The 25,761-nt window shown below is 33.5% G+C and carries 23 protein-coding genes; 9 read left to right on the plus strand and 14 right to left on the minus strand.

Features of this window, described 5'->3' with window-relative positions; translation table 11 throughout:
• Nucleotides 1–107: 107 nt before the first annotated feature.
• The 4 genes from tssD to ACE01P_RS21760 all read right to left on the minus strand — a co-directional run bounded on the left by tssD (nucleotide 108) and on the right by ACE01P_RS21760 (nucleotide 3,083).
• The gene (tssD, locus tag ACE01P_RS21745) at nucleotides 108–500 is read right to left on the minus strand and encodes a type VI secretion system tube protein TssD (protein WP_379701143.1); all 393 of its coding nucleotides are present in this window, start codon (nucleotides 498–500) and stop codon (nucleotides 108–110) included.
• A 221-nt stretch (nucleotides 501–721) separates the two neighbouring features.
• Nucleotides 722–1,594, minus strand: coding sequence for a helix-turn-helix domain-containing protein (locus ACE01P_RS21750; protein WP_379701144.1), 873 nt, complete (start codon nucleotides 1,592–1,594; stop codon nucleotides 722–724).
• Nucleotides 1,595–1,795: 201 nt separating this feature from the next.
• The gene (locus ACE01P_RS21755) at nucleotides 1,796–2,218 is read right to left on the minus strand and encodes a hypothetical protein (protein ID WP_379701145.1); all 423 of its coding nucleotides are present in this window, start codon (nucleotides 2,216–2,218) and stop codon (nucleotides 1,796–1,798) included.
• A gap of 19 nt (nucleotides 2,219–2,237) precedes the next feature.
• Nucleotides 2,238–3,083, minus strand: coding sequence for an NAD-dependent deacetylase (locus ACE01P_RS21760; protein WP_379701146.1), 846 nt, complete (start codon nucleotides 3,081–3,083; stop codon nucleotides 2,238–2,240).
• 115 nt (nucleotides 3,084–3,198) lie between these two features.
• On the opposite strand from ACE01P_RS21760, the gene ACE01P_RS21765 reads away from it, so the two are divergent.
• Nucleotides 3,199–3,879 carry a metal-dependent hydrolase gene (locus ACE01P_RS21765; protein ID WP_379701147.1) on the plus strand — a complete coding sequence of 227 codons (681 nt, stop codon included), beginning with the start codon at nucleotides 3,199–3,201 and terminating at the stop codon, nucleotides 3,877–3,879.
• Nucleotides 3,880–4,047: 168 nt separating this feature from the next.
• Here ACE01P_RS21765 and ACE01P_RS21770 read toward each other — a convergent pair whose 3' ends face one another.
• Nucleotides 4,048–4,884: an alpha/beta fold hydrolase gene (locus tag ACE01P_RS21770; RefSeq protein ID WP_379701148.1), complete on the minus strand. Its 837-nt coding sequence runs from the start codon at nucleotides 4,882–4,884 to the stop codon at nucleotides 4,048–4,050.
• A gap of 279 nt (nucleotides 4,885–5,163) precedes the next feature.
• Between ACE01P_RS21770 and ACE01P_RS21775 the strand changes: the two genes are divergently transcribed.
• The gene (locus ACE01P_RS21775; RefSeq protein WP_379701149.1) at nucleotides 5,164–5,949 is read left to right on the plus strand and encodes an alpha/beta fold hydrolase; all 786 of its coding nucleotides are present in this window, start codon (nucleotides 5,164–5,166) and stop codon (nucleotides 5,947–5,949) included.
• Nucleotides 5,950–6,060: 111 nt separating this feature from the next.
• On the opposite strand, the gene ACE01P_RS21780 is transcribed toward ACE01P_RS21775, so the two are convergent.
• Nucleotides 6,061–8,034, minus strand: coding sequence for a sigma 54-interacting transcriptional regulator (locus ACE01P_RS21780; protein WP_379701150.1), 1,974 nt, complete (start codon nucleotides 8,032–8,034; stop codon nucleotides 6,061–6,063).
• A 205-nt stretch (nucleotides 8,035–8,239) separates the two neighbouring features.
• Between ACE01P_RS21780 and ACE01P_RS21785 the strand changes: the two genes are divergently transcribed.
• The 5 genes from ACE01P_RS21785 to ACE01P_RS21805 all read left to right on the plus strand — a co-directional run bounded on the left by ACE01P_RS21785 (nucleotide 8,240) and on the right by ACE01P_RS21805 (nucleotide 14,071).
• Nucleotides 8,240–10,675: a sensor histidine kinase gene (locus tag ACE01P_RS21785; RefSeq protein ID WP_379701151.1), complete on the plus strand. Its 2,436-nt coding sequence runs from the start codon at nucleotides 8,240–8,242 to the stop codon at nucleotides 10,673–10,675.
• 178 nt (nucleotides 10,676–10,853) lie between these two features.
• Nucleotides 10,854–11,597 carry a hypothetical protein gene (locus tag ACE01P_RS21790; RefSeq protein WP_379701152.1) on the plus strand — a complete coding sequence of 248 codons (744 nt, stop codon included), beginning with the start codon at nucleotides 10,854–10,856 and terminating at the stop codon, nucleotides 11,595–11,597.
• Nucleotides 11,598–11,621: 24 nt separating this feature from the next.
• On the plus strand, nucleotides 11,622–12,653 hold the full coding sequence (locus ACE01P_RS21795; RefSeq protein ID WP_379701153.1) for an alpha/beta hydrolase: 1,032 nt from the start codon (nucleotides 11,622–11,624) through the stop codon (nucleotides 12,651–12,653).
• A 100-nt stretch (nucleotides 12,654–12,753) separates the two neighbouring features.
• A complete protein-coding gene (locus tag ACE01P_RS21800; RefSeq protein WP_379701154.1) occupies nucleotides 12,754–13,293 on the plus strand; it encodes a hydrolase in 540 nt (179 codons plus the stop codon).
• 7 nt (nucleotides 13,294–13,300) lie between these two features.
• On the plus strand, nucleotides 13,301–14,071 hold the full coding sequence (locus ACE01P_RS21805; RefSeq protein WP_379701155.1) for an alpha/beta hydrolase: 771 nt from the start codon (nucleotides 13,301–13,303) through the stop codon (nucleotides 14,069–14,071).
• 90 nt (nucleotides 14,072–14,161) lie between these two features.
• Here the strand turns inward: ACE01P_RS21805 and ACE01P_RS21810 are convergent, their stop codons facing one another.
• From ACE01P_RS21810 to ACE01P_RS21835, 6 genes are all read right to left on the minus strand, one after another.
• Nucleotides 14,162–15,094 carry an NAD-dependent epimerase/dehydratase family protein gene (locus ACE01P_RS21810; protein ID WP_379701156.1) on the minus strand — a complete coding sequence of 311 codons (933 nt, stop codon included), beginning with the start codon at nucleotides 15,092–15,094 and terminating at the stop codon, nucleotides 14,162–14,164.
• 250 nt (nucleotides 15,095–15,344) lie between these two features.
• Nucleotides 15,345–16,769 (minus strand): SusD/RagB family nutrient-binding outer membrane lipoprotein, encoded by a 1,425-nt coding sequence (locus ACE01P_RS21815; RefSeq protein WP_379701157.1) that lies wholly within the window; start codon nucleotides 16,767–16,769, stop codon nucleotides 15,345–15,347.
• Nucleotides 16,770–16,781: 12 nt separating this feature from the next.
• Nucleotides 16,782–19,973, minus strand: a complete 3,192-nt coding sequence (locus ACE01P_RS21820) for a SusC/RagA family TonB-linked outer membrane protein (RefSeq protein WP_379701158.1) — start codon at nucleotides 19,971–19,973, stop codon at nucleotides 16,782–16,784.
• Between the two features lie 651 nt (nucleotides 19,974–20,624).
• Nucleotides 20,625–21,068 carry a hypothetical protein gene (locus ACE01P_RS21825; protein WP_379701159.1) on the minus strand — a complete coding sequence of 148 codons (444 nt, stop codon included), beginning with the start codon at nucleotides 21,066–21,068 and terminating at the stop codon, nucleotides 20,625–20,627.
• Between the two features lie 174 nt (nucleotides 21,069–21,242).
• Entirely contained in the window at nucleotides 21,243–21,878 is a 636-nt protein-coding gene (locus ACE01P_RS21830) for a hypothetical protein (protein ID WP_379701160.1), read from the minus strand.
• A 176-nt stretch (nucleotides 21,879–22,054) separates the two neighbouring features.
• Nucleotides 22,055–22,255: a hypothetical protein gene (locus ACE01P_RS21835; RefSeq protein WP_379701161.1), complete on the minus strand. Its 201-nt coding sequence runs from the start codon at nucleotides 22,253–22,255 to the stop codon at nucleotides 22,055–22,057.
• A 212-nt stretch (nucleotides 22,256–22,467) separates the two neighbouring features.
• Between ACE01P_RS21835 and ACE01P_RS21840 the strand changes: the two genes are divergently transcribed.
• Together ACE01P_RS21840 and ACE01P_RS21845 are read left to right on the plus strand one after the other, a co-directional pair.
• Nucleotides 22,468–23,886, plus strand: coding sequence for an FAD-dependent oxidoreductase (locus tag ACE01P_RS21840; protein WP_379701162.1), 1,419 nt, complete (start codon nucleotides 22,468–22,470; stop codon nucleotides 23,884–23,886).
• A 162-nt stretch (nucleotides 23,887–24,048) separates the two neighbouring features.
• Nucleotides 24,049–24,252, plus strand: a complete 204-nt coding sequence (locus ACE01P_RS21845; protein WP_379701163.1) for a hypothetical protein — start codon at nucleotides 24,049–24,051, stop codon at nucleotides 24,250–24,252.
• 42 nt (nucleotides 24,253–24,294) lie between these two features.
• On the opposite strand, the gene ACE01P_RS21850 is transcribed toward ACE01P_RS21845, so the two are convergent.
• Together ACE01P_RS21850 and ACE01P_RS21855 are read right to left on the minus strand one after the other, a co-directional pair.
• Nucleotides 24,295–24,543 carry a hypothetical protein gene (locus tag ACE01P_RS21850; RefSeq protein WP_379701164.1) on the minus strand — a complete coding sequence of 83 codons (249 nt, stop codon included), beginning with the start codon at nucleotides 24,541–24,543 and terminating at the stop codon, nucleotides 24,295–24,297.
• A gap of 173 nt (nucleotides 24,544–24,716) precedes the next feature.
• Complete coding sequence (locus tag ACE01P_RS21855) at nucleotides 24,717–25,733, minus strand: cytochrome-c peroxidase (RefSeq protein WP_379701165.1); 1,017 nt, start codon at nucleotides 25,731–25,733, stop codon at nucleotides 24,717–24,719.
• Between the last annotated feature and the right edge of the window lie 28 nt (nucleotides 25,734–25,761).

Genomic DNA, 25,761 nt, shown 5'->3' on the forward strand with positions numbered 1-25,761 from the left:
CTGTGGTGGCCGTGAATTTTCTGGGTTATTTTTAAATTGCTGAAATTGGTGATCGCAATTTCTCCAATTTTGATCGTGGTAGTGGTTTGCAGTGCCATAACAGATATTTAAGCGTTTTTCCAATTGTTTTCGAACATCGTGTTTCCAACTTTTACTTCGTTTGAAGAGATTACAATTTCTGTAACCATAGGAACGGATCCCTCGCTGCGGAAACTTTTGCGGAACGAAATGCAATACGCTTTTCTAAATGCTATGTTTTTCATGGTGCTCATGGCATCCCTGCGGTAAAAAATGATCTTGCCGTCTTTTACGCTGGTTTGAGAGACCATCCAATCTGAGAATAGATCGGTTTGAGTGCTTTCGATTATTAGTTTAATCTCGCCTCCTTTGGTTTTGTTGGCTGGTTTGCCGTTATTGTCTACATTCTGCGTAAAATGGATATCAAATTCCAGAACATTGAAAATTTCATTATCTAATTCTAATTTGGCTAAAAAACTCATATTATTGGATTATAGTTACGTGATCAGCATAATATTTATAACCTTAAATCAATTAATGAGCGGTATTTTAAAAAGTAAATAAAATATTACAATATTAGGTTCAAATATATTAAAAGCAATTTAAAATATAAGAAAAATATTATATTTTTTTTTTATTAAGTGTTTTTATAAAACAAAAAAACCTCCCATTTCTGAGAGGTTTTATCTTTAATATATTATTCTTATTTGATATAAATTTGAGCCAGTTCTTTCTGGAGTTCCGTTGGTGTTTCGTCCAGTTTGCTTTTTACAAATTTGTTTAAAGCAGAAGGCGAACTAAATCCGAGTTCTAGTGATATTTGCTTATGAGAAAAATCAGAAAACATCAAAAGCCTTTTAATTTCCTTGAGTATTCGGTTATGAATCGCATTGATTGCCGTTTCACCACAATGTTTCTTGGTAATGCTGTTTAATTTTTTAGTGGTAACGGCCAAATTGGAAGCATAATATTGAACTGTTCTTTCGTTCTTATACCTTTCGTTAAGCATCTTTTTAAAACGAATATAAAGCACTTTATCACTTTCGTGCTGAAAAACTGGATGCTGACCGTGAACCGATTCTATTAATCCTAAAAGTAGAATCTTAATATAGAATCTTCCCTGCTCTTTTCGAATCAAACTCGGATCTGAATAAATATTCTCAATAAAAGAAACCATCGATTTTGAATGTTCCAATTCTGACGGAGACAAAAAGATGCATTTCAAATGCGAAGAAAGATTTACGTTATAAGAAAGCAGTTCGTTCTTCAAAATATCGGAACAGAACAATACTTCTTCAAACAAAATGATTTTTCCAGATAATTCAGAAGATAATAAGGAAAGAGACGAAATCTGATCAGGAAAAACCATTGAAATTTTGCCCGCTTTAAGATGAATAATTTCTTCTTCTAAATGAAGTTCAATTTCGCCAGATTCGACCATTAGAATACAAAAATGGTCTTTTTTATGCGGTTCCGAATAATTTTTTAAATTCTCTTTGTTGAGATCGTAAACTCGAAAAGAAAGACTTTCATCTTCTTTTTTCGTAATATTTTTTTTTATTTCAAGCCTTTTCAAACGAATGAAGTTTTTATTTTTTGCATGAATCTTAATAAAAAATTCTGATAGAATTTTGCAGTTTGTTTTTCGAAAAGAGATCAGAAAACATTACTAAGACATGAAGATGCAGTTGGGAATAATCTAAAGTGCAAGTTTACGCAAATTTCCCGAAAGAAGAGGTTTTATTTCTAGAGAAGACAATACAATCAAATAGAAAAACTATTCAAAGTTTACTGTTCCGTAATTTATTTTTTCCATGTCATACATAAAAGCTAAATAAGAATCTGCGACCCATTCTCCATTTTGAAAAATAAAAGACATGTGTTTTCTAATTTGATTTTCTGGAGTATAAATTTTAAGATTATCTCCTTCATTAGGCTCATAATCAATATCAAAACAATTTCTGCTATTAAGATCAGTAAGCATTCTTTCTTTTGTCAAATCCTCAGACAAAGCATCGTAAGGCATATAACCAATTCCATCCATTGTTGAATTGCTATGACCTAAACATTTTTCTAATGTCCACGTAAAATCATTACGTCTTTTATTTTTAGATTTCCTAGAATTTTTGTGATGAACAATAGTCTTCATTAGACTTGGCGCACAAGTACAAAGCTTTATTTCTTTCCCTATTTCACACATAAATTTTTAGATATAATTTTTAAATAAGAGTCTTTTGCTCAGCAACCACATTCTGTAAAATCTCATGTATTACTTTTAAAGCTTCTGTTGAGGTTTCACGAATTATAATCTTGTTTTTCTTGTCTTTAATCAATTTTGTAAACAAGTTATCTTCTGTATTAATATCTACGATTGTTCCTCCGTATTTTAAGGTTGTTTCTGCGATTGCCATTGGCAAATTTGTAGCTCCAGAAGTACCAACAATAAAAAGAATTCCTGAGTTTTTCGCCACTTTCAGCGAACTAAATTTCTTGTTCGTCTTTTCATCATAATACTCATCAAACCATAAAATATTGGGTCTCATCCAGCTTCCGCATTCTTTGCATTTCAATAGCTCAATATCTTTTTCTGTTAAATCTTCGTCAATGTCTTTACCTTCAATTTCTATTGGCAAATGATGTATTTCTTTGCATCCATTCGAACATTTAATTTCTCTGTTATTTCCATGAATTTCAAAAATTCTTTCTACACCAGAACGCTTGTGAAGATTATCAATATTTTGAGTTATTAAATGAAACCTGTCTTGCAAAAGATTTTCAATTGCTGCGATTTCGTGATGACTTGCATTGGTCTGAGCATTTTCAAACATCTTTTTTCTAAACAATGAATATTGCCAAACTTCTTCTGGGTTTTCTTTAAAATATTCAAACGTTCCAAATTCTTCAGGTTTATGAAACTTCGTTCCCTTTACCCAAATACCATCTACGCCTCTATAAGTTGGTATTCCGCTTTCTGAAGAAATTCCTGCACCAGTCAAAAACGTAAAAAGATTTCTATTCTTTTTGTTATAAACCTGCTTTATGATTTCTGTAAGTTGTTCTTTCATAATTTCTCAATACACAACAAATATAATTTTAATTTAACAATCTTAATCTAATTCTTCGTTGGCATATTTCTTGAAAAATATTTTCTAATTATTAACTGATTTAAAACTATTTACCATGAAAGTTACTTACTACGGACATTCGTGTTTTTCTGTTTATGCTGGCGGAAAACACCTTCTTTTTGATCCTTTTATTACACCAAACGAATTAGCCAAAGAAGTTGATGTTGATGCCATAAAAGCAGATTACATTTTTATTTCTCATGCACATTACGACCATATTCTCGATGTAGAACGAATTGCAAAAAATACCGGAGCAAAAGTTTTAGGAAATTTTGAAATCTATAATTGGCTTTTGAAAAACGGAATCGAAAATGCGCATCCTATAAATCCAGGCGGTAAATTCAGTTTTGATTTTGGAACCGTAAAATGTGTTGTAGCCCAGCATCCGAGCAGTTTTATAGATGGTTCTTACGGGGGAATTGCTTGCGGTTTCGTACTAACAACAGCAGATGGAAACTTCTATTACAGCGGCGATACTGCACTGACTTTAGACATGCAACTAATTCTTAAATTTACTAAACTTGACTTTGCAATTTTCCCTATTGGCGACGGACTTACTATGGGAATCGAAGAAGCTATCGAAGCCTCAAAACTAGTTGGCGTAAGCAAAATATTAGGTGTTCATTACGATACTTTTGGCTTTATTGTTATGGATCATCAAAAAGCTTTAGATGACTTTAAAAAAGCTTCGCTTGAATTATTTCTTCCAAAAATAAATACTACGATTGAAATCTAAATTGGTTATTTTTCTTTGCTATATTTCGCTAAAATGAAGCTTTTAGCGAAATATCGTTTTCTAAAATAAAATCATTAAAGCATCTTTAGAAATTTTTGATAAAAAAAGGAATAGCTGCTGAAACTATTCCTTTTTGCATTTCGTCAAATTCTATTGATGAATTTCAAATTAAATGTATGCAGCAAAATTAATGATGTATTGTGCCGTAAGTTCTGGATATTGATGCTGAGGCCCGTGTCCTGTTGCGGCATAAACGATCATTTGGGCGTTTGTCATTTGATTGATAATCGGATACCAATTGTCTACAGCAAAACTAATGTCATGATCTCCAGAAATAATCAAAATCGGGGTTTTAGTCTTTTTTAGCTGTTCTCTGAAGTTTAAAGCGTCTTCTCTAAAAGTATCTCCACCGCCAAAATACAGTTGAAAGACATCCATCGTAGAAGGAATTTTAGCCACATCTATTTTTTTATGAATTCGATCATGCGAAGCTTTTGCTGCCAAACGGCTAGACTCTGATTTTGGTTCAAAAAACAGTACAATTTCATCGTCAAAATCGTTTAAAGATTTTAGCGCAGCATCATAAAAAGCTTGTTCTATTGGAACTTTATTTTCTCCTGGCGGATTTGTTCCCACCAAAACTGCGTGCGTTACAAGATTAGGATAAAGCAAAGTTGCCGTTTGCGCCACCAATCCGCCGTACGACCATCCTAAAACAATAACCGAATCTAATTTTAAGGCATCGGCCAAATCTTTTACGTCTTTGGCTACCACGGTAATATCTGGAGTAAGACTTCCTGTAGAAGAGCCAATTCCAGAATAATCAAATACGATAACGTTGAACTTTTCTGCCATCGATGCCACAAACAACGGATCCCAAGTGTCGAGCGTTCCTCTAAAACGGTTCACAAAAATTACTGCTTTTCCTTTGCCGTAAGAACGATAAGCAATTTTACGATCGCCTAAATCGGCAAAACGTGTCTCTGCGTCATAAATTTTTTCCATAATTATAAGTTAAAAGATTCTAATCAATATTTGTTTTTAGGAGACAGACAAAGATTAAACCAAAACACAGAAAGCTCATAATAAAGCATTTACAACTTAAATCTATTTGATAAATTATGATATTTCAAGAATCAAATCTTCTTTTTAACGATATATAATGATTCCTGTATCAACTTCTAAAACAATGCTTTTATAATCAATACTTTACAAAAAAGGCATTCCTTTTGTTTTTAAAAATCTGTATTACTTTTCTGAAATTAATCTAATAGCTTCAATCTTATGTATTTATCTGATAGAAAAACGATTATGTTTATTACTGGAGCGTTCATCAGCCATGCTTGCTGGAAAGAATGGATTGTTTTTTTTGAAAGTAAAGGCTACAAAACTGTAGCACCGCCTTGGTTGTACAAAAATGAACTTGCTGTAGATTTAAGACAAACACATTCCGAGTCCAAAATTGCTTTAATTCGACTAAACAATTTGTTGGATTATTATATTGAAATTATTGACAAACTTCCCGAAAAACCAATTTTAATAGGTCATTGCTACGGCGGACTTTTAACTCAATTATTGATTCAGAAGGAGTTGGGTTCTCACGGAATCTGCATCAATTCTATTCCGCCGGGCAATCTTATGCATTTTAATTTTTCGTTTTATAAAGCAATTTGGAATCTTTCCGATCATTTTACTTCAACAAATAAGAGCTATTTAATGCCTTTTAAAACATGGCAAAACTATTTTACAGATCAAATATCATTCGAAGAACAAAAAGAAACTTACGAAGCCTTATTGATCCCCGAATCTAAATTAATCATACGTGATATTTATTCTAAATCGGCTAAAATCGATTTCAAGAAAAAGCACAATCCCCTTTTGTTTGTATCTGGTTCAGAAGATGTTTTTGTTCCTGCTTCTTTAAATAATTTAAACTTCAAAAAATATAAAAACCTTCATTCTATCACTTGTTACAAAGAATTTCAGGATTTCAATCATTTGAGCATAAATCAGGAAAATTGGCAGACTATTGCTGACTTCATCGCTAATTGGCTAAAGAAAATTTCTTAGTTTATTTTATTTTAAACACATAGAAACATAGTTGCATTAAGCGTAAAAAAGGCGTTTCACTTATTTAAAAACGCATAGCCACTGAGTTTAATTTTTCGCTACTAACTTTTCTTAAATAATTCCTTTCTTTATTTCCAGTTTTTTAATCTTAGAATTTAAAGTCGACGGATGAATGTCTAAAATTTCGGCAGCTCCTCCCGCTCCAGAAATTTTTCCGTTGCATTTTTTAAGAATATAAAGAATATAATCTCGTTCGTTTTCTAATATTGTTTTTATTGAAAATGATTCTTGAGCTGGTTCAGGATGCATTTTAGAAGACATTGAAAGCTCAATTTCTTTAATCGTATTTCCTTCTGTCAGTAGAATAGTACGCTGCATCACGTGCTCAAGTTCTCTAATATTTCCTGGCCAATTGTAATTCATAATCTGCTGCAAAGCAAAATCAGAAAGAATTGGTGCTTTTCTGCCTATTTTCTCACTATAAACGGCTATAAAATGATTCGCTAAATCTGGAATGTCTTCTTTTCTCTTTTTTAACGGTGGAACCATAATCGGAAAAACATGTAGACGATAGTACAAATCCATTCTGAATCGTCCCGCAGCCACTTCTTCTTCTAGATTTTTATTGGTTGCAGCAATAATCCTGACATCAATTTTCATTGGCGAAGTGCCTCCTACGCGTTCAATTTCTCTTTCTTGCAAAACACGAAGCAGTTTTACCTGCAACTCTAGTGACATCTCTCCTATTTCATCCAAAAAAATTGTTCCACCATCTGCCAATTCAAATTTACCAATTCGTCTGTCCAACGCGCCTGTAAAAGCCCCTTTTTCATGTCCGAAAAGCAATGATTCGGCAAGATTTTCTGGAATCGCTCCGCAATTAATAATAACCAAAGGCTTGTCTTTTCGCGGAGATAAAGCATGAATACTTTGCGCAATTTTTTCTTTTCCTGTACCGCTTTCACCTAAAACCAAAACCGAAGTATCAGAAGGAGAAACTTTTCGGATGTAATTAAAAACCGTATTCATTTGCGAACTATTGCCAATAATTCCTTCAAATCCTTCTTGCGTATTTACGGGTTTTGCGTTTTTGATTTCAGCTTTTTTCGAGGAAACATTTAAATCTTCTTTCGAATAAATTTTAGCTATAAATTGAAGGAAAAGAGATTCCAGAGAATTCAATATTTTCAAATGTTCTTGAGAATAAACATTTAGATTACGGCTATAAAAAGTAAAATGATAGCTCTGGATCGAGGCTATAGAAAGTGGAAAAACCAAATACGATTTTATTCCAAAATTATGTGCAATTAAAGCTTTAATTGGCGCTTCTTGAAGGTTGTTAATCAGCGTTTCTTCGCTATAAATAATTGATTCTTTATCTACTTTTGACTTTCTGTAAGTTTCGTTTATTTCCTTTTCAGATAATACCGCTATTTGTGAAAGCTTCTGCAAATTAATAATTTGATACTGATCTAAATTTTTGCGGACTATTCCGAGATTATCATAATGTGTAGCAGTAACAAAACCGGTTTCTAAATAATCAAAAGGAATAAAAGTCTGAGCCGCTTTCGCGAAAGCCAATAATGCCTCTTCTTTCTTTAGATTTGCATTTATAATCTCAGTAATTGCAGCCTGAAGCTGAAATTGCTGAATTAATTGGCTTTCCAAACTATATTGCTGACGATAAAACGCTATTTCAAGAGTCGTTAAAACATCTTGATCTCGGAAAGGTTTTACAATAAATCCGTAAGGTTGAGTGGTTTTTGCTTGATCCAATATACTTTTGCTAGAATTAGCAGAAATAAATATAAAACCAATATATTTTTCTTTCAGAATATAGGCTAATTCAATACCATTTCTACTGCCTTTAAGCATAATATCCAAGAAGACCAAATCTGGTTTTTCGATCTCAATTTGTTCCAAAGCCTGCTCTACCGACCGCGCTATTCCTGTTACTTCATAATTTGCTTTTTCGAGAATTAACTGTAAATCGTGTGCTTCAATAAATTGATCTTCTACAATTAAAATTCGTTTTTTCAAATCTGAAGAAACAGCTTCATATCCGTTATCGGGAGACTTTTTCATAAGTGAGTAAATTTTGTCTTATATTGCACTTAATTTATTGATACAAAAATAGTTAATTCTAATAATTAAAATTAAGCGATTCCAAATTTAGATAAATAAAAATCACAATTAACCTTAATTTTCATATTATTTTCTAAAACACACCAAATTGTTTCTCTATATATTTGTTAATCCAAAACCTATTAAAATTCAATTCTAATAAACCATGAAGCTACTTTACTCGTTTTGTCTGCTATTTTTTATTACAATTAATTCTCAGGCACAAAACCATCCTGCAACAGCAAATTATGATTTAAAAAAGAAACGTTTGCTTATACAGACTTGCTCAGCTTATTTGTACAACTCCAATCAAGGAGCAATTGATGCCGACAGTTCTGTAGTTTTAACTTGCAAAGCCTATAAACTCCCTGTTTCTTTAGCTTATGATGAAGGTTTTAATGATGGCTCTTATCTAATTGGAAATGATTTAATTGAAAAAGGAAATATTGAAGCAACCAAAAAGCTTTATTCAAAATCAAAAGATGCAGATAAAGTAAAACTGGCGCTGCAATTGGGAATCTTTTATTTGTTTCAACCCTTCACGAAACCAGACGATTTAAAGAATGCTAACCTTTATATCACCGATGCAGTAAAAATCAGCAATCAATTAAAAATTCAAAAATGGCAACACGAGAGTTTAATGCTTCTCGGAAAGTTTTATTTTCAAATAAATAATTATCCAGAAAGCAAAAAATGCTTTTTGCAAGTGGTAAACGAATGCCGAAAACAAAATGACAAAGCGGTTCTTGCCAATGCATTACTCAATCAGGCAACCTATCAGTACGATCTAGATCCTGAAAAAGAAAAAATCTTAAAAGAAGCCGAAGCATTATATAAATCTTTAGGTTTTGATGAAAAATGGATTGAAACTACCTCCAAATTGTGTACAATTTATTTCTGGCATGGAAAAATAAACGATGCCAAAAAGATATTGTACCAAAATATCGCCGTCATGCGCAAAATTGGTTTCAGACAACAGCAATTTAGTGAAACAACGATTTCTTATATCCATGGTGTACAATTCAACATTAAAGATGCTTTTTATTATGCTTTAAAAAGCGTACAAGCCATGGAAACTACAAAAGACTACACTTTTGCTGATATTTTTTATATGCGCTTAGGAATAGCCTATTTGCAAATGGGACATACAGATGAAGCTATAAAAATGTCTGAAAAAAGTATTCAATATGGGCAAAATGGGTTTAGCAGCGGAAGTTGGTACAAGAGTTTTATTACTGCCACAGCGTCTCTGTCTATGAAAGGAAAAAACAAAGAGGCAATTGAATACATGAATTCCATAACAAGCCATTATGCGCCACCAAATGCCATTGACAATATGCTCATGAATTTTGCTTACGCAAATTGCTACTGGCGAATTAAGAATTATGGCACAGCCGAAAAGTATTTCATAAAGGCTGGAGAAGCCGCAGACGGCATAAATTCAGCACAAACCTATCGAGATGTATGCAATACGTATTCGTCTGCCGCTTTGTTTTATGCAAATCGAAACAATCTTCAGAAAACGAAGCTTTATATCGATAAAATTGAAACTGCTTCAAAAAAATACAGCAAGAACTATAATTCAGAAGCATTGCAGCTGTCTTTGTGTAAATTAGACTCTTTAAATGGTGATTTCAAGTCGGCTTTGGCACATCATAAATTGTATAAAAAATTTAGTGATTCTATTTTAGACTATTCTAAAAACAAACAGATTGAAGAACTTAGAATTCAGTATGAAACTGAAAATAAAGAACAGAAAATCAAACTATTAGACAAAGAAACGGTTTTACAGCAAACAGCCTTAAAAAAGTCAAAATTATTAAACACGCTTTCCATCTGGAGTTTGGTTTTATTGGTTCTTTTTCTTGCGTTATTGTTTAATCGATACCGTCTGAAACAAAGAACTAATGCCGAATTGGAACTGAAAGAAAAAGAAATCAACCAAAAGAATATCAATCTTAGACATTTATTGGATGAAAAAGAATGGCTTTTGAAAGAAATTCATCATCGCGTAAAAAACAATCTTCAAACTGTAATTAGTCTTCTTAATTCGCAATCGGCTTATTTGGATAATGATATGGCTTTATCAGCTATTAAAAATAGTCAGCATCGAATTCATTCTATGTCCTTAATTCATCAGAAATTATATAATTCTGAAAATATTGCAACGATCAATATGCCGAATTACATCAAAGAATTGGTTGAATATTTAAGAGAATCTTTTTCGCTTGGGCAACGTATTCGTTTTGAACTTAAAATTGATCCGCTAGAATTGGACGTTGCGCAGGCCGTTCCGCTTGGGCTTATTTTAAACGAATCAATCACAAATTCAATAAAATATGCTTTTCCAGACAACAGAACAGGGATGATTTATGTCACACTTCAAGCCACAACCGAAGACAAATACTTATTGACGATCGCAGATAACGGAGTCGGTTTTGATGCGAATATCAGCAGTAAAAAAATCAATTCGTTCGGATTGAGTTTGATAAGAGGTCTTAGCGACGATTTAGACGCAGCTTTTTCTATGGAAAATAACAACGGAACAATTCTTAAAATTGAGTTTTCTAAAGAATTTCCAATCAATGAAAAAAGACGATAATCTGAAGAACATAAACTAATTTCTTTTATAGCGAAATCTCACTAATCTAAATCGGTTTAGCGAAATATAGTGCTTTTAAACCCACCAAAAAGCGCTAAAAGCCTACTATTTAAAGGCTTTTTTCTCATGGCATATAAATTGGTTTTCTAGGGAAGTTAACCCTTAAAACCAATTTGCTATGAAAAAATTAATAGTACCAATACTTATTTTATTGCTAAATTTTAGCAATGCAAAAGCCTGCGACAAATGCGGTTCTTACAATAATGCTGATTTCAAAATAAAATCGGCTACAATAACCCATAAAGCCGATTTAGGTCTTACTGTTTGGGATATTAAAGTCGAAGGAACTGCAGGAAAAACAATGCCTAAACCAGTTGGACAGTTGAATGGCGCTCCAGTTTTGGCCTATGTTTTTCCAACTACTTTAAAATCTTCTGATATTGGTTTCGGTCAAGCCGAAGGAATAGTGGCGCTTGCCCTTACTTCTCACCCTGATTTTGAAGACACTCCACTTTGGGATGAAAATCTAGACGGAAATTATCTAAATGATGGCTTAGTCTGGCACGCGCATTGGGTTTTGTTAGTTGAAGACAAACGTGTTGCAGGCGGACTTTCAGTTAAAGAATTTACCAAAGGAGATCCAAAGGTCGTTTTGCCTCCAACAAATCCAGGAATGGCAATGTATATGGATAGTCCAGGTTTTAATATCGTGGCCAAAGGAAACTCTATAAAAGTAATTGTACCTAATTTTAGAATTAACAACAAAACCAATTTTAAGTTTGATGCTGTAAGCTGTTATATGGAAGTCAGTACAGGCGCTGGCGGTTCTCATGATTCTGAAGGTTCTAAGCCAATGCTTGGGGTATACAAAGTTTACACTGTTGCCAGCGGAAATCTTTCATTGCCTTATTCTGTAAAATAAAAAGTAATCCAATATTTAAACATTATGAAAAAATCAATCTTCCTAAAAATGATTTTTATCCCTTATATAATCTTAACCAGTTTGCCAGCCAATGCACAAGGCGATTACGCCACAGATCCGCATTTAACTCCGGCTGTAAAAGCATTTTTAAAACCGCTAAATTCTGGAGGAGCGCCATTAGAATCGCTTCCTGTTGCAGATGCGCGAAATGTATTGGTTGGTGCACAAAATGCTTTTAAAGTTGATTTGTCTGGAATTGAAGAATCTGAAAAAGAAATTACAGCTGATGGTTACAAAATCAAACTGAATATTGTTCGTCCCGCTGGAGCGAAAGGAAAACTGCCTGTTTTTATGTTTATTCATGGCGGTGGTTGGGTTTTAGGCGATTATCCTACTCACAAAAGAATGGTTAGAGATTTGAGCGTATTGACAGGTTATGTTGGCGTTTTTGTTAATTATTCTCTTTCTCCAGAACACAAATATCCGCAGCCTGTAAATGAGGTTTATGCAGCCGCAAAATGGATTGCTGCACATGGAAACGAAATCAATGTTGACGGGAGCAAACTCGGAATTGTTGGCAATAGTGCCGGCGGAAATTTGGCAACAGCAAGCGCTTTAATGGCAAAAGAAAAAGGAACTCCGTTGTATAAAGTGCAAATTCTTTTCTGGCCCGTAACCGATGCCAATTTTGAAACTGAATCGTACAAACTATATGGAAAACAGCGCTTTTTGACTGATTCTTTAATGAAATGGATGTGGGATCAATATGTAGATCCTTCTAAAAGAAAAGAAATTTATGCTTCACCATTGCAAGCCAGTTTATCTCAATTAAAAGGTTTGCCACCAACTTTGATTCAAGTTGCTGAAAATGACATTTTAAGAGATGAAGGAGAAGCTTACGGACGTAAATTAAGTGATGCAGGAGTTGTGGTGACTACTGTTCGCTATAATGATGTAATTCATGATTTCGGATTATTGAATGGTTTGGCTGAAATTCCTCAAACTAAAGCACTTTTTATTCAAGCTGCAGCAGAACTTAAAAAATACTTGAAGTAAGAATTAATCATTCAACAAAACAAACATAACAACCTGTTATTAAATATTTTACACGAAATAATTTTGTAAATTTAATTTCCAAAACATAAACAAAATAGTTATGCTTGTACAAGAAAAAACTGGATTGATTGTAATTGATGTTCAAGGAAAATTAGCTCGAATTGTACACAACAGCGAAAAGTTGGCAGCTAATTTGGAAAAACTTATCCGAGGTTGTCAATTACTTTCAATTCCGATAATTTGGGCAGAACAAAACCCAAAAGGACTTGGTACAACAATACCCGAATTAGAAAAACTATTGCAACATCAAAAACCAGTTGAAAAGTTTTCTTTCAATGCTTTAGATAACGAAGATTTTAAAAAAGTAATTATTAATTCTGGAAAAAAACAGTGGTTAATTTGTGGTATAGAAGCTCATATCTGTGTTTATCAAACTGCAATGGGGCTATTGTCAAAAAACTTCGAAGTCGAAATTGTAGCTGATTGTGTTTCTTCCCGATCAGAGGAAAGTATTGTAATTGCTTTGCAAAAACTGCAACACAAAGGAGCTTCATTGACCAATATTGAAATGTGCCTTTATGAACTTGTGAAAGACTCGAGACGCGAAATTTTCAAAGAAATTCTAACATTAATCAAATAAAAGAATCATGTCAAAATCAAAAACTATTGTACTTATTCATGGAAATTTTGTGAACGACAAAACTTGGACAGAATGGAAAAAGTACTATGAACAAAAAGGATATACGGTTTATACTCCAACAAATCCTGGACACGAAGGAGTTCCTGCCGAGTTGAGAGCAAGAGTTCATCCTGATCTTACCAAAACTGGATTTATAGACATCGTTAATAATATCAGCAAATTAATCGATACTTTACCAGAAAAGCCTTTGGTAATAGGACACTCTATGGCCGGAATGGCAACTTTAAAATTAGTCGAATTAGGTAAGGCGGCGGCTGGAGTAAGCATTGATGGAGCTCCGCCAAAAAATGTATTTCCTCCGTTTCAAACCTTAAAAACGGTAATTCCGGCGTTTGGCTTTTTCTCAACAGCTAAATATTTTATGGGAAGCCGAAAATGGTACGATTATGCTTTTTTTAATACGATACCAGAATCGCAAAGAAGCATTGCTTTTGATAAATTCGCAGTGCCAGAAAGTTATAAAGTCAGCAGAGAATTGGTTTTAAATTCATTTTCTAATATCAATTTTAAGAAATCGCACGAGCCTATTTTGTTTATTGGCGGCGGAAGCGATCACATCTTCCCTCCTAGTCTAACAGAAACAATTGCCAGCCGATATAAAGAAAATGCAGGTCGTATCGATCTAAAAATATTTGATGGCAAAAGTCATTTTATCTGCGGAGAACCAGGTTGGGAAAGTGTTGCCGACTATATTTTAAATTGGTATGAATCGCTGTAGAAATTATATATTTTTGAAGTGCTAAATATATTAAAATGCTAAACTTTTTTTGAGTTTAGCATTTTTGTTTTTCCTTCGAAACAATCATTTTCATGAAGAATATTGCTCTTTCTTTATTTCTTCAATTCCATTTCGATAGCTTGTAACAACGAAATCTGGAAAATGCTTTCTAAATTTTGAATCATCAAAAACATTGGCGTGTTCGTATCTTGGGAGCAATTCCTGAAGTTCTTTTGCTTGTTTATTGAAAAGTGCTCCTATTGTAAACAAAAACTTTGGCATCACTTTATATTTCAATTCTCTGCCATAAATTTGAGAAGCCAAGGCAATAAATTCTTTATAATTAAGATGACTTTCATCAACAGGCAAATGCCAAGTTTGACCAAAAGCGTCTGGCGTATTTCCAATTAATGCTGTGGCACGACTTGCGTCAGGTGTCCAAATCAGACTTCTTTTTTTGGTATCACTCAAAGGCACTTTTAGTTTTTTATTTTCTTTAATGGCATTAAAAACTAAAGTATTGGTAATACTTTGCGTTTTAGCAGGACCGTAAAATTCGGGCGCACGGCAAATTACAGATTCTAGTCGTCCTGATTTTATTTCGTTTAAAACCATTTCAGCCATTTCTTTTCTGATTTTTCCCTTTCTTCCAACAGGCTTAAATTCTGTTTCTTCTGTAAGCACTCTACTGTCCTGCGGATACATATAGGTGTTGTCAAAAAAGACTAATTTCGTTTTGTTGATTTTACAAGCTTCAATAACATTGCTTAAAATCAGTAAAAATTGTTTTTCCCATAAATCTGTATCCATCGGAAGTCCTAATGTAAAATAAGCTATTTCACTGCCTTTCACGGCTTCTATTGCTTCTTCTTTATTGGTTAAATCTGCTGAAAAAACTGTATCGGTATCATTTACTTTTTTCGCTCTGCGGCTTACAATTCGTATATCTGAAGTATAATTTCTTTTCAGTTCTCTTGCCAATTCTTCTCCAATCTGTCCGTTGGCTCCTAATATAGTCTGCATATTACTTCGCTTTTTTTATTGCTACATTATCTCTGATGCTTGTATCTAAAATTACAGAAATTATAATAACATCTCTCCAACTTTAACTCCTTATATGTTATTTTATTGCTAATTAATAATTTACTAACAATCTATTATTTTACTTCTAAATTAAAACAACTTTTTATTAAAAAAAATAAAACAAAAAGCCCTGTATCGCAATTGACACAGGGCTTTTTTTTGATGAAATTTACTTTATTAAAATTCAGATTTATTTCGCATCAAACCATAATTTGGTTGTCAATAAATCTTTTCCTTGATCTGCTACAGCAGCTTGATAACTAGCACCGTTTAGAGATTGTTCTGTACCTGGATAGAAAAGACGCGAAGGTATTTTTCCGTCCAAAACAGTTGCGGGACCCGCTGTAAGAACTGGATAATCTAATCTTCTCCACTCTGTGAAAGCATCCAAACCTTGTCCGAAGAAAGCAATCCATTTTTGTGTACCAATCGATTTAGCATAATTTGAAGCATCGTATTTTACGCTTGCTTGATCTAAATAAGTTGAAATCGTTGTCGCATTAGTAATTCCAAACTGATTTAAAGATGCTGTAATAGCGTTTTTATAATATTGTTCTGCATCTCCAGAAATATAGCCGCGAGCTGCTGCTTCTGCAAGATTAAATAATGTTTCTGAGTAAGAAGCAATTACCGCAGGAGAAGCCGACGTTAAGAAATAAGTTCCTGGTTTTGATGTTTTTGCAAAACCTTGGCTATTTGCATCACTATTTGATAATCCGTTTGCACCTCCAACATATTTCCCTACGCTTGCATCTGATGGCAATTGTGCGAAAACTGGTAAACGAGGATCTGACAATGCATACAATTGATCCACCATAGTTTTTGAAATACGGAAATCATCTCTTGTTTCAAACCAAGCCGAAGCTGGATTTTGCTGTGGAGAACTGGTGTAAGTAAACTTAAATGTTTCGCTTTCACTGCTAATTACTCCTGCAGCATCAGTTGTTGCGTCAATCGCTGCTTGTTTTGCTAATGTAGGTTCTTTATCAGAAATTCTTAAAGCAATACGCAAACGAAGTGAATTCACAAATTTTTTCCATTTCAATATATCACCTTTATAAACCAAATCTCCTGTAACAGAACCGCTTGACGGATTTAGCAAAGATTGCGCTTGTTTTAAATCTTCAAGCAAACCAGTATACACTTCCTTCTGCGTATTGTATGCTGGCGTTACATTTTGACCTGCTTCTTTGTACGGAATACTTCCGTAAGCATCTGTTAGCAATAAAAAGGTCCATGAACGCAACGTTAATGCAATCCCTTTATAATTAGGATTTGCCTGAGCATCTGGAAATTTCAAAATAGTATTCAAATCTGTAATTAGAGTTGCGTATCCTTTATCCCACAATGTTGTGAAAGAAGCATTCGAAACATCGTAACGATCTGGTTCTGTATATTGAATTTTAGCCCAATGTTGCACAAACAGCAAAGTTGAGTTAAAGTTATTCGCATCGCCCCAGTACAAATCTGCACCTTGTTTTAAGGTACCTGTCAATAAGTATGGTGCAAGCGGAGTTTCAGTTGCATTTGGATTTTTATTAATGTCATCCAAAGTATCACTGCAAGAGCTCAGTGTCAATGCAAACAGTATTGTATATGATAGTTTTTTTAGCATGATTCCGAGTTTTTAAAATTTAACATTAAGGTTTAAACTGAAATTTCTAGTTGTTGGTAAAGCTAAACTTTCCAATCCTTGTGCATTTCCAGTATTGAAAGCCGTTTCAGGGTCGATATTTGGAGCGTCTTTGTAAATAAAGAATAAGTTACGTCCAGCAGCAGTTAAACTCGCTCCTTCCAATCCAATTTTTTTGATCAGCTTTTTATTAAAATTATAAGTAAGCTTTATCTCTCTCATTTTCACGAAAGTTGAACTATAGATATACGCTTCGCTAATGTTGTATGATGCTTTGTAATATTCTTGTGCGCTAATCACTTTATTATTAGCCGTTCCGTCAGCAAAAACACCTCCGAAAATCATTCCGTCATCATAAACTGTTACACCACTTGGAGCAGCACCGCCAGTTACCAAAGTTTTTGGATTAGCAGTATTATCTCCTGGATAATAGTAGCTTAAACCACCGTTTTCAGCACCGCGTCCCGGAAGAGTTTGCGCTAAAACTCCTGTATAGTTTCCTGTTCTATTCGTTCCAGAGAAAAGTTCACCGCCAACACTAGCATCAACAAGGAAAGAAAGCTCTAAATTTTTGTAAGTCAAAGTATTCGTAAGACCCGCTAAATAATCTGGAGTATAGTGTCCTAAAACTTTCTTTGTCGGATCTGCTTTTGGAAGACCATTTGCTCCTACCACAATATTTCCGCTTGCATCACGCTCGTAAGCTGTTCCGTAAAGTGCTCCATAAGCTTGTCCTACAGATGCTAATACATCTACACCTCCAGAAGAACCAATTGTATAGTTTTTAATATCTCCAGCGTAATCTAAAATTTCTACTTTACTTTTATTTTTAGAATAATTTACAGCGACATTCCACTTGAAGTTTTCTGTTTGAATAGGATTTCCATCCAATTGTATCTCAATACCTTGGTTATTAATTTTTCCTGCATTGATTAATTGCGAAGTATAACCACTTGATGCTGTAGTTTTTATTTCTAAAATCTGATCGAAACTATTTGTGTTATAATAAGCTACATCAAAATGAAGTCTGTTTTTCCAGAAAGAAGCTTCAAGACCTACTTCAGTAGAACGGGTTGTTTCTGGTTTCAAATTTTCATTCAATTTTCTCAAAGAAGAAGTTTGAATTGGGTTTCCGTCAAATGCAGTTTGGAAATTATAAACTGTTGCCAATTGGTACGGATCTGCATCGTTACCTACTTCAGACCAACCTCCACGAACTTTTAAGAAATCAAGCGTATTGCTCTTAATGTTTAATGCATCTGTTAAAACCACACTTCCGTTAATAGATGGGTAGAAATAAGAACGGTTGCTGCTTGGTAATGTAGAAGACCAGTCATTACGAGCTGTAACGTTTAAGAAAGCATAATTTCTAAACCCAAACTGAGCAGAAGCGTAAGCACTGTAAACTCTCAATCTTGATAATGAATTTGATGATGTTAACGGATCTCTAGAATTCGTTAAAGTATACAAATCTGGAACCGCTAAACGTGGCGCTTTCTGATAGTTATTTGCATCGCTATGGTTACGAATGTTGAATCCGGCAAGTGCGTCTACAGTAAAATCGTCATTAAGCTGTTTTGTATATTGAAATATACCCTCAGTATTTTGCTCATTTACAGTGTAAGCATCTTCTGCATACGATCCGAAAGGAGTTCCGTTTGTACCGTATTTAATAGTATATTTTCTTCTATCATTATAATAATCAACTCCTGTACGGAATCTGAAGTTTAATCCTTCTGCCAATTTCGCATCCAAATGAATATCTCCAATTATACGGTTACGCTGCTGACTTGTTGTATTGTAATATGCATTCCAATATGGGTTGCTATAATAACTGTTGTTCCAGTTTTGTGTCCAATCTTTATCTAATTCATTGATGTCAACTTGACGTCCGAACCAAAGGAATTGCAACATTACGCCCGCTGCACGTCCACCTGCCGGACCTCCAGGCAATTGTGGTGCATTTGTAACAATATAATTGGCGTTAACACCGACTTTTACATTTTCAGAAATTTGGTAATTCGTGTTAACAGAAACGTTTGTTTTGTTTATTTCACTGTTTGGAACAGTTCCAAGCTGTTTTTGATTGTTTACACCTAAACGGAAATCTGATTTTTCATTAGCTTTCGCTACAGAAATACTATTATCGTAAGTAAGTCCTGTGTTGAAGAAATCTTTCACATTATTTGGATGCGCTACGAAAGGAACTGCTTCTCCTTTAGAGTAAAATTGCGGAATTAGACGACCGTCCATTCTTGGTCCCCAGCTTTCGTCAACACCATCATTAACTCCTCCTCCTTTACCATCAACGTAGCTAAATCTTCCGTTAGAACCTTGTCCGAAAGTGTTTTGAAAAGAAGGTAAAGTCGCAACTTGAGAAACTGTTATACCTGTATTAAAAGTAACTCCGTATCCTCCTTTTTGTCCTTTACCAGATTTTGTAGTAATAAGCACAACACCATGCGCAGCACGCGATCCGTAAAGAGCGGCAGCATTTGGTCCTTTCAAAACAGTCAAAGTTTCAATATCCTGCGGATTCAAATCGGCAATTGCATTTCTGAAATCACGAGTAGCTCCACCAAAATTTAATTGTGAGTTATCTACAGGAACTCCATCTACCACAAAAAGAGGTTGGTTATTTCCTGCAATAGAAGTTTCTCCACGAATAATAATACGAGAAGATCCCATATCTCCTTGCGAGTTTGTAATACGCACACCAGCTACTTTACCAGAAAGAGCGTTCAAGAAGTTGGTTTCTTTTGTCGTTGCCAACTCTTTACCTTTTACTGCTTGAGTCGTATATCCTAAAGATTTCTTTTCTTTTGTAATTCCAAGTGCTGTAACTACTACTTCAGATAATGCATTTTGTTCTTCGGCAAGAGCGATAGTAATCGCGTTTTTGTCTACTACAACTTCTTGTTTTTTATATCCTAAATAACTAACTAAAAGTACATATGGGAATTTTTGTCCTGTTTGGAAATAGAATTTTCCATCTGTATCTGTTATAACTCCATGTGTAGTTCCTTGAATCGTAACCGAAGCTCCGATAATAGGCTCTTTTGTAACTGCATCGACTACTGTCCCTTCCAGTTTAGACTGGATTAGCGGCTTTGTCTCTTGAGCTTTAACCCCAATGGTAATCAACAAAATACATAGCCAAGCATATCTTTTTAATTTTTTTTTCATTACTTTGTTTTAGTTTAATAAATAAGGTTAGTCAGAACAGTTTTATGCTATTCTTTCTTTCCTTTTAGAGATGACAATTTCTTTTAAGCTTCTACCATTTCTGCTGCAACAGAAATGGTTTTTTCTTTTTATCTGCAGCACATTCGTTTTTTCATTTTTACTTTTTTTAGATTACTATTATTTTAAATTGGCCTATAAAAATTTTAACCCTATTACAGGATTGTGTTTCTTGAAATTTATAATGAATTAAAAAAGAGGAATTTTAACCGTAGTAACGCATGTGGACTAAACTGCCAAATGGTTTGTTTATTTGAAATGAAATGTATGGTTTCTAATCTCTGTGCTTTTAACTTATTTTTTAAACTCTACTAATTTGATAGAACAAAAGTATGTTAAAATTATTAGTCGCCAAATTTTAATTAAACTTTTTGCAAAAAAAATGTTAACTATTTTTATGAAAGGAGAATAAACAATTAAAAATGAAACAGTTAAGACAAAATCAAATTTTAGCACTTTTATAAGAATTGTTTTAAAGTCTTAAAATTTAAACCCAGTTTTAATCTTTTCTAAATTCTTTTATGCAAAGTTTAAAGCAAAAAAAAACTCCAAGATCGTAAGACCTTGGAGTTCTCTATTTTTTATTTCTAAATATTATAGATCGTTGAATTCGTGTAACGATTTCAATGTGTTTTCATAGAATAAAATTGCAGCGATAAGATTTCCTTTATCTGAGTAAGGCATCATCTTTCTCTGAAAATCAACTGTAGTATCTAAGAAAGTCGTTGTACCTTCTGCTTGTACATCCAATATTTTCTTATTTTCTCCATTGTCTGGAATTCCTAAGTCTGCCATTGTAACACCTGGTTTAGTAACCAAAGCAATGTAAGGAAGTGTTTTTACAAGAACTTTAATACGTTCAATGTATAATTCTAAAAGTTCTCCCTTTTGCATACCACTTAATTCTTTTTGATCATGGTATTTACGAATTAAAGCTGTTGTACTGATAATACTTCTTGGTGCATTTTTTGCCTGCGCAGAAACAGCAGCAGTCGTCAAGAAGAAAAGGACACATAATAAAATAATCTTACTCTTCATTTTCTTAATAGATTTGGTTTTTGAATAAAAACAAAAATATACAAATTAACTTAAAAACCAACTTTTATAATTTCTTTTTCCCAAAATTATAATAATCTCTTAACCTCAATAGGTAAAATAGTACACTAAAACCACCAAAAGTTAAGAGTTTTCGGTACTTAAGCCTTTTTTTAGTTAAGACTTAATAATTCTAAAACGTCCTGGATATTTTATCCAGATGCTTTTTTTATTGCCGTAGTAATCCATAAAATCTTCGCAAACAAAGACCGCATGTGCTTTTGACCACGCTACAACACCGCAATATTCGCTTCCAGATTGTCTTTTTAATTTTTGAATTTGCTTGCCTAATTTGAATCCTAGGTATTTATAGATTGTTGGCGTATAAACTGTGCCTTCTTCCAATTCTTCCAAAGCTTTATCAAAAGTGGGTTCTTTATCGATAATCTGCATGTATTTAGCCATTACAGCATAAGTCAAAACAGCATAATCTCTTATTTTTTCGCTGTCGCAATTGTCTTTAATGTAAACAAAACCAGCTGATTTTCTTGCTTTATTAACTTCGCTACTATCTAAATTAAAGGTTGCATCGTTTTTTAGCGTAATCTTATAAGAATCGTTGTTTAATTTTTCGCTTTCGAAAAGATTATCTAATCCGTAAACGTTTAAAGATGCTTTTATAAATGCTATAGATGAACAATTTGTACGTTCACCTTGCTTAAAACTTTCAAATATCTTGTCAGAACTCAGTTGAGAGTATGAAGTTGAACAGACAAACATTAGAAGTAAAAAAACTGAAGTAACCGATTTCATGCCTTGTATTATATATTATAACTCAATTATTATTTGAGAAAGTGTATTAGATTTTTACAAATCTATAAAAATCCAATCATATTTTTCGCTTCTTCCATTTTATCTCATAAAAAAAGTGCATTTGGCTAGAAAAATCAAATAAAAAACGCCTCAAATTAACTTGAGGCGCTTCCAGATTATTTCTTTTCTTCATTATTCAATTTATCATCGAGTTCAGGTTTTTCTCCTTTGAACTTTTTAGTGTCAACATCATAATTTTCATCATTTGTCAAAACTTCATCATGTTCTTTATATTGATGTTTTCTAGTATCCGTTCGATGATCTGCCCCGCCCTGTTTCGGATTTGGGTTTTTCTGGGTTTGATTATTCTTCTCCATAATTCCTAGTTTTTTAATGATTATTAAAATTAGCTCAATTACAATGGTCTGACTTATATAATCATTTTTAAAAATTATAAAATAATAGCCTAACGGTTTGAAAGACAATTCACGATTTATAATGTAGCTATTTCAATAACATTTCTTTATTTTTGCAGCTTCTTAGAATAAAGCTTTAAACGCTATTTTACAGCAAATTATACTAAAAAAATATGTGGACGATATGTCAAGAATGCCAAGGAAACGGCAAAAAAAGTCGAGGACTTAGCAAGAAAGCACAGCTCCACTATCAAAGGGAATTGGCTGAATATGAGAAAACAGGAAGTACAGGAACTGCTCCTATTCGTCCTAAAGCTCATTTGCATTCCTGTTCCAATTGTTCTGGATCAGGGTTAATTCAATCTGAAAATTATCTAGAACCTGATCTCACAAAACCTCGTGTAGCCATAATTGGTGCAGGTATTGGAGGCGTTGCTTTGGCTGTGGCCTGTTTACACCGCGGAATTCCTTTTTCAATATACGAAAGAGACACGCATTTTGACGCCAGATCTCAAGGTTACGGATTGACGTTACAACAAGCCAGCAAAGCCATGAAAGGTTTAGGAATTACTTCTTTAAACGGAGTAATTTCCACAAAACATATTGTTCACAACACAGAAGGAAAAATATTAGGAGAATGGGGAACCAGAAAATGGATCGAAACTGAAATTCTACCTTCTGCAAAACGCACTAATATGCATATCGCACGACAATCGTTGCGACAAGCTCTTCTAGAACAACTCGGAGGAAATAATACGGTACAATGGGGACATCAATTATTAGATTTTAAAGCTTCTAATGATAGTGTACAATTAAATTTTCAGGCAAACGGAGAAATAAAAACCGTAAAAGCCGATCTTGTTGTTGGCGCAGATGGAATTAGAAGCGCTGTGAGAAGACTCACAATTGGCGAAGATATAACTCCGCTTCGTTATTTGGATTGCATTGTGATTTTAGGAATTTGTCCTTTAAGCTCTTTAAAAGATATTTCGAGTCCGTTATTGGATTCTGCAACGGTTTTTCAGACAGCAAATGGAAATGAACGAATTTATATTATGCCATACACAGCAGATTCTGTAATGTGGCAATTGAGTTTTCCAATGTCTGAAGAAGAAGCTAAAGAACTAAGTGCACAAGGTCCGAATGCGCTTAAAAAAGAAGCTATCAGTAGAACACAATGGCATGCTCCTATTCCGCAGATTTTAGAAGCTACTGAGGAAAATTTAATTTCTGGATATCCTGTTTACGATCGCGAATTATTGCATTCAGAATTATTAGAAAAGAATCAAAACAGCACTTTAATTGGTGATGCCGCACATCCAATGAGTCCATTTAAAGGTCAAGGCGCAAATCAAGCTTTATTGGATGCTTTAAAATTGGCTAGAAAAATATATAAAGGTTGCAATACGCAATCTAATTGGAAAGAAATCGGTTTAAGAAAAAGTGTCTTAAATGATTTTGAGGCTGAAATGCTGGAACGCAGTTCCGCCAAGGTAAAAGGTTCTGCTGATGCTGCGCAGTTTTTACATTCTGAAATTATACTCCGCGAAGGCGATGAACCTCGAGGAAGATGTTCTAAGAAGGAAGAGTAAATAAAAAATGCTAAACAATTATGTCTAGCATTTTTTATATAAATCTATTTTTCAATTACTTATATGTAAATTATACAATAATTTAATATTATTTTATAACTAAGTGTGAGATGATATTTTTAATTTTATGATCTCATTTACAAACAATTAAATAATTGCGCCATGAAAAATCTACAAATAAATTTCAGTCCAAACAATGAAACCTGTACAGACCGAACTTTGGTTTGCAATGGTGATAATAATGAATTAATATTTCGTAAAACTTATGTCGGAGATTGGGGAGATTGGGACGATAAACCAGATGAAATTTTAAAAGATAAGCATCTTTATCTGGATCAAAATACAAGTTTTACAAACGCAATTTAGACCAACAACTGTTATTTAAGCATTACAATTAGCGTTCTTGAATTATGCTAGAACGCTAATTGTATTGCTTAAATTTTCTTTATTTATAAAATCCAGAATAAATTCTCTTACTTCTTTATTGGTTTCTGTTCTAGTCGCAAACGAATTAATATAGAATTCATCATCTTTGTCACTAATATGGATAATTTCTGTGTAGCCTTTAGTTATTAAACTCCCTTTTAGCTTAATAATGTTTACCTCTTGTTTTCCGTCAAGTTCTTTGCGAACCTGTAATTTTATAGCTCTTTCCATATTCAAAAATTTTTAAATAATTAACTATCATTCAGTTATAAATTTAAAACATTTAATCTATCGAAATCAGATTTTAACACAGTTCGCAACGTATTATTTATCAACATATTATAAACATTTCTCTTTTATTTCAAAAGAAATGTAAAACGCCAGTAAAATCAAGCTTTTCCAGATTAATTTCCAGTAAACTCTTTGTCGCTCAACGTTTTCATAAACGCAAGAAGATTCTCCTTTTCCTGTTCTGTAAGCGGAATTCTATTGCCATTATTTTTAAAAATAGGATCTAAATTTTCTGAATTTAAAACACCGCTATCAAAATAATCCAAAACCGATTTCAAGGTTTCAAACTGTCCAAAACTTCCGTAAGGTGCCGTATATTCTACATTTCGTAAAGAAGGAACTCTAAAACTCATAAAATCAGCTGGAATTCCGGTTACTCTTCCTCTTCCAGCTTCATTAGAATCGGTATTTAATGGGAAACCAATATTTCTAAAGCTCTGATCTGTAAATAATTCTGTACTATGGCAGCTGGCGCATTTCTGCTGAAACGTTGCGTAACCTGCCGCTTCACTTTCTGTAAACTGACTTTCTTTTCGTTTTACTTTGTCATATTTACTATTAGCCGAAATCAAAGTGTATTCAAACTGAGCAATACTTTTGTAAATTCTATCTGCTGTAATTTCCTGATCTCCAAATGCTTTTTTGAACATTTCTTTATAAGAAGCATCATCTGTAATTTTTCCGATAACTTCCAAAATCGAAGAATCCATTTCTTCATGCGTAATAATCGGAACTAAAGGTTGTGTTTCTAACTGCAATCGGCTTCCATCCCAATTAAAGAACTTTAAAAACATCAAATTCTGAAGCGGTGGCGCATTTCTAAGTCCAATTCTTCCTTCAATTCCAATAGCTCGCGCATTATGATCTGCAAATGCATTCGCTTGAATATGACAGCTCGCACATGAAATCGTATTGTCTTTACTAAACCTTTTGTCAGCAAAAAGTTTTTCTCCTAATTCAGCACCATATTTTGTGGGTTTATTCAAACTCACATAACTATTTGCGTCCGGAAAATCGGAAGGAATATTTAATAAAAGTTCTGGATTATCGAAATAGATTTCATCAGAATCACTACCCGCACAAGAAACCAAAAACAAGCTTAGCAAAAGGAAACTAAATATTTTTTTCATTTTTAATGAATTTTAAAACAGAGCCGCC

Origin of the sequence: Flavobacterium sp. HJSW_4, assembly GCF_042436695.1 — a bacterium.
Classification (GTDB): domain Bacteria; phylum Bacteroidota; class Bacteroidia; order Flavobacteriales; family Flavobacteriaceae; genus Flavobacterium.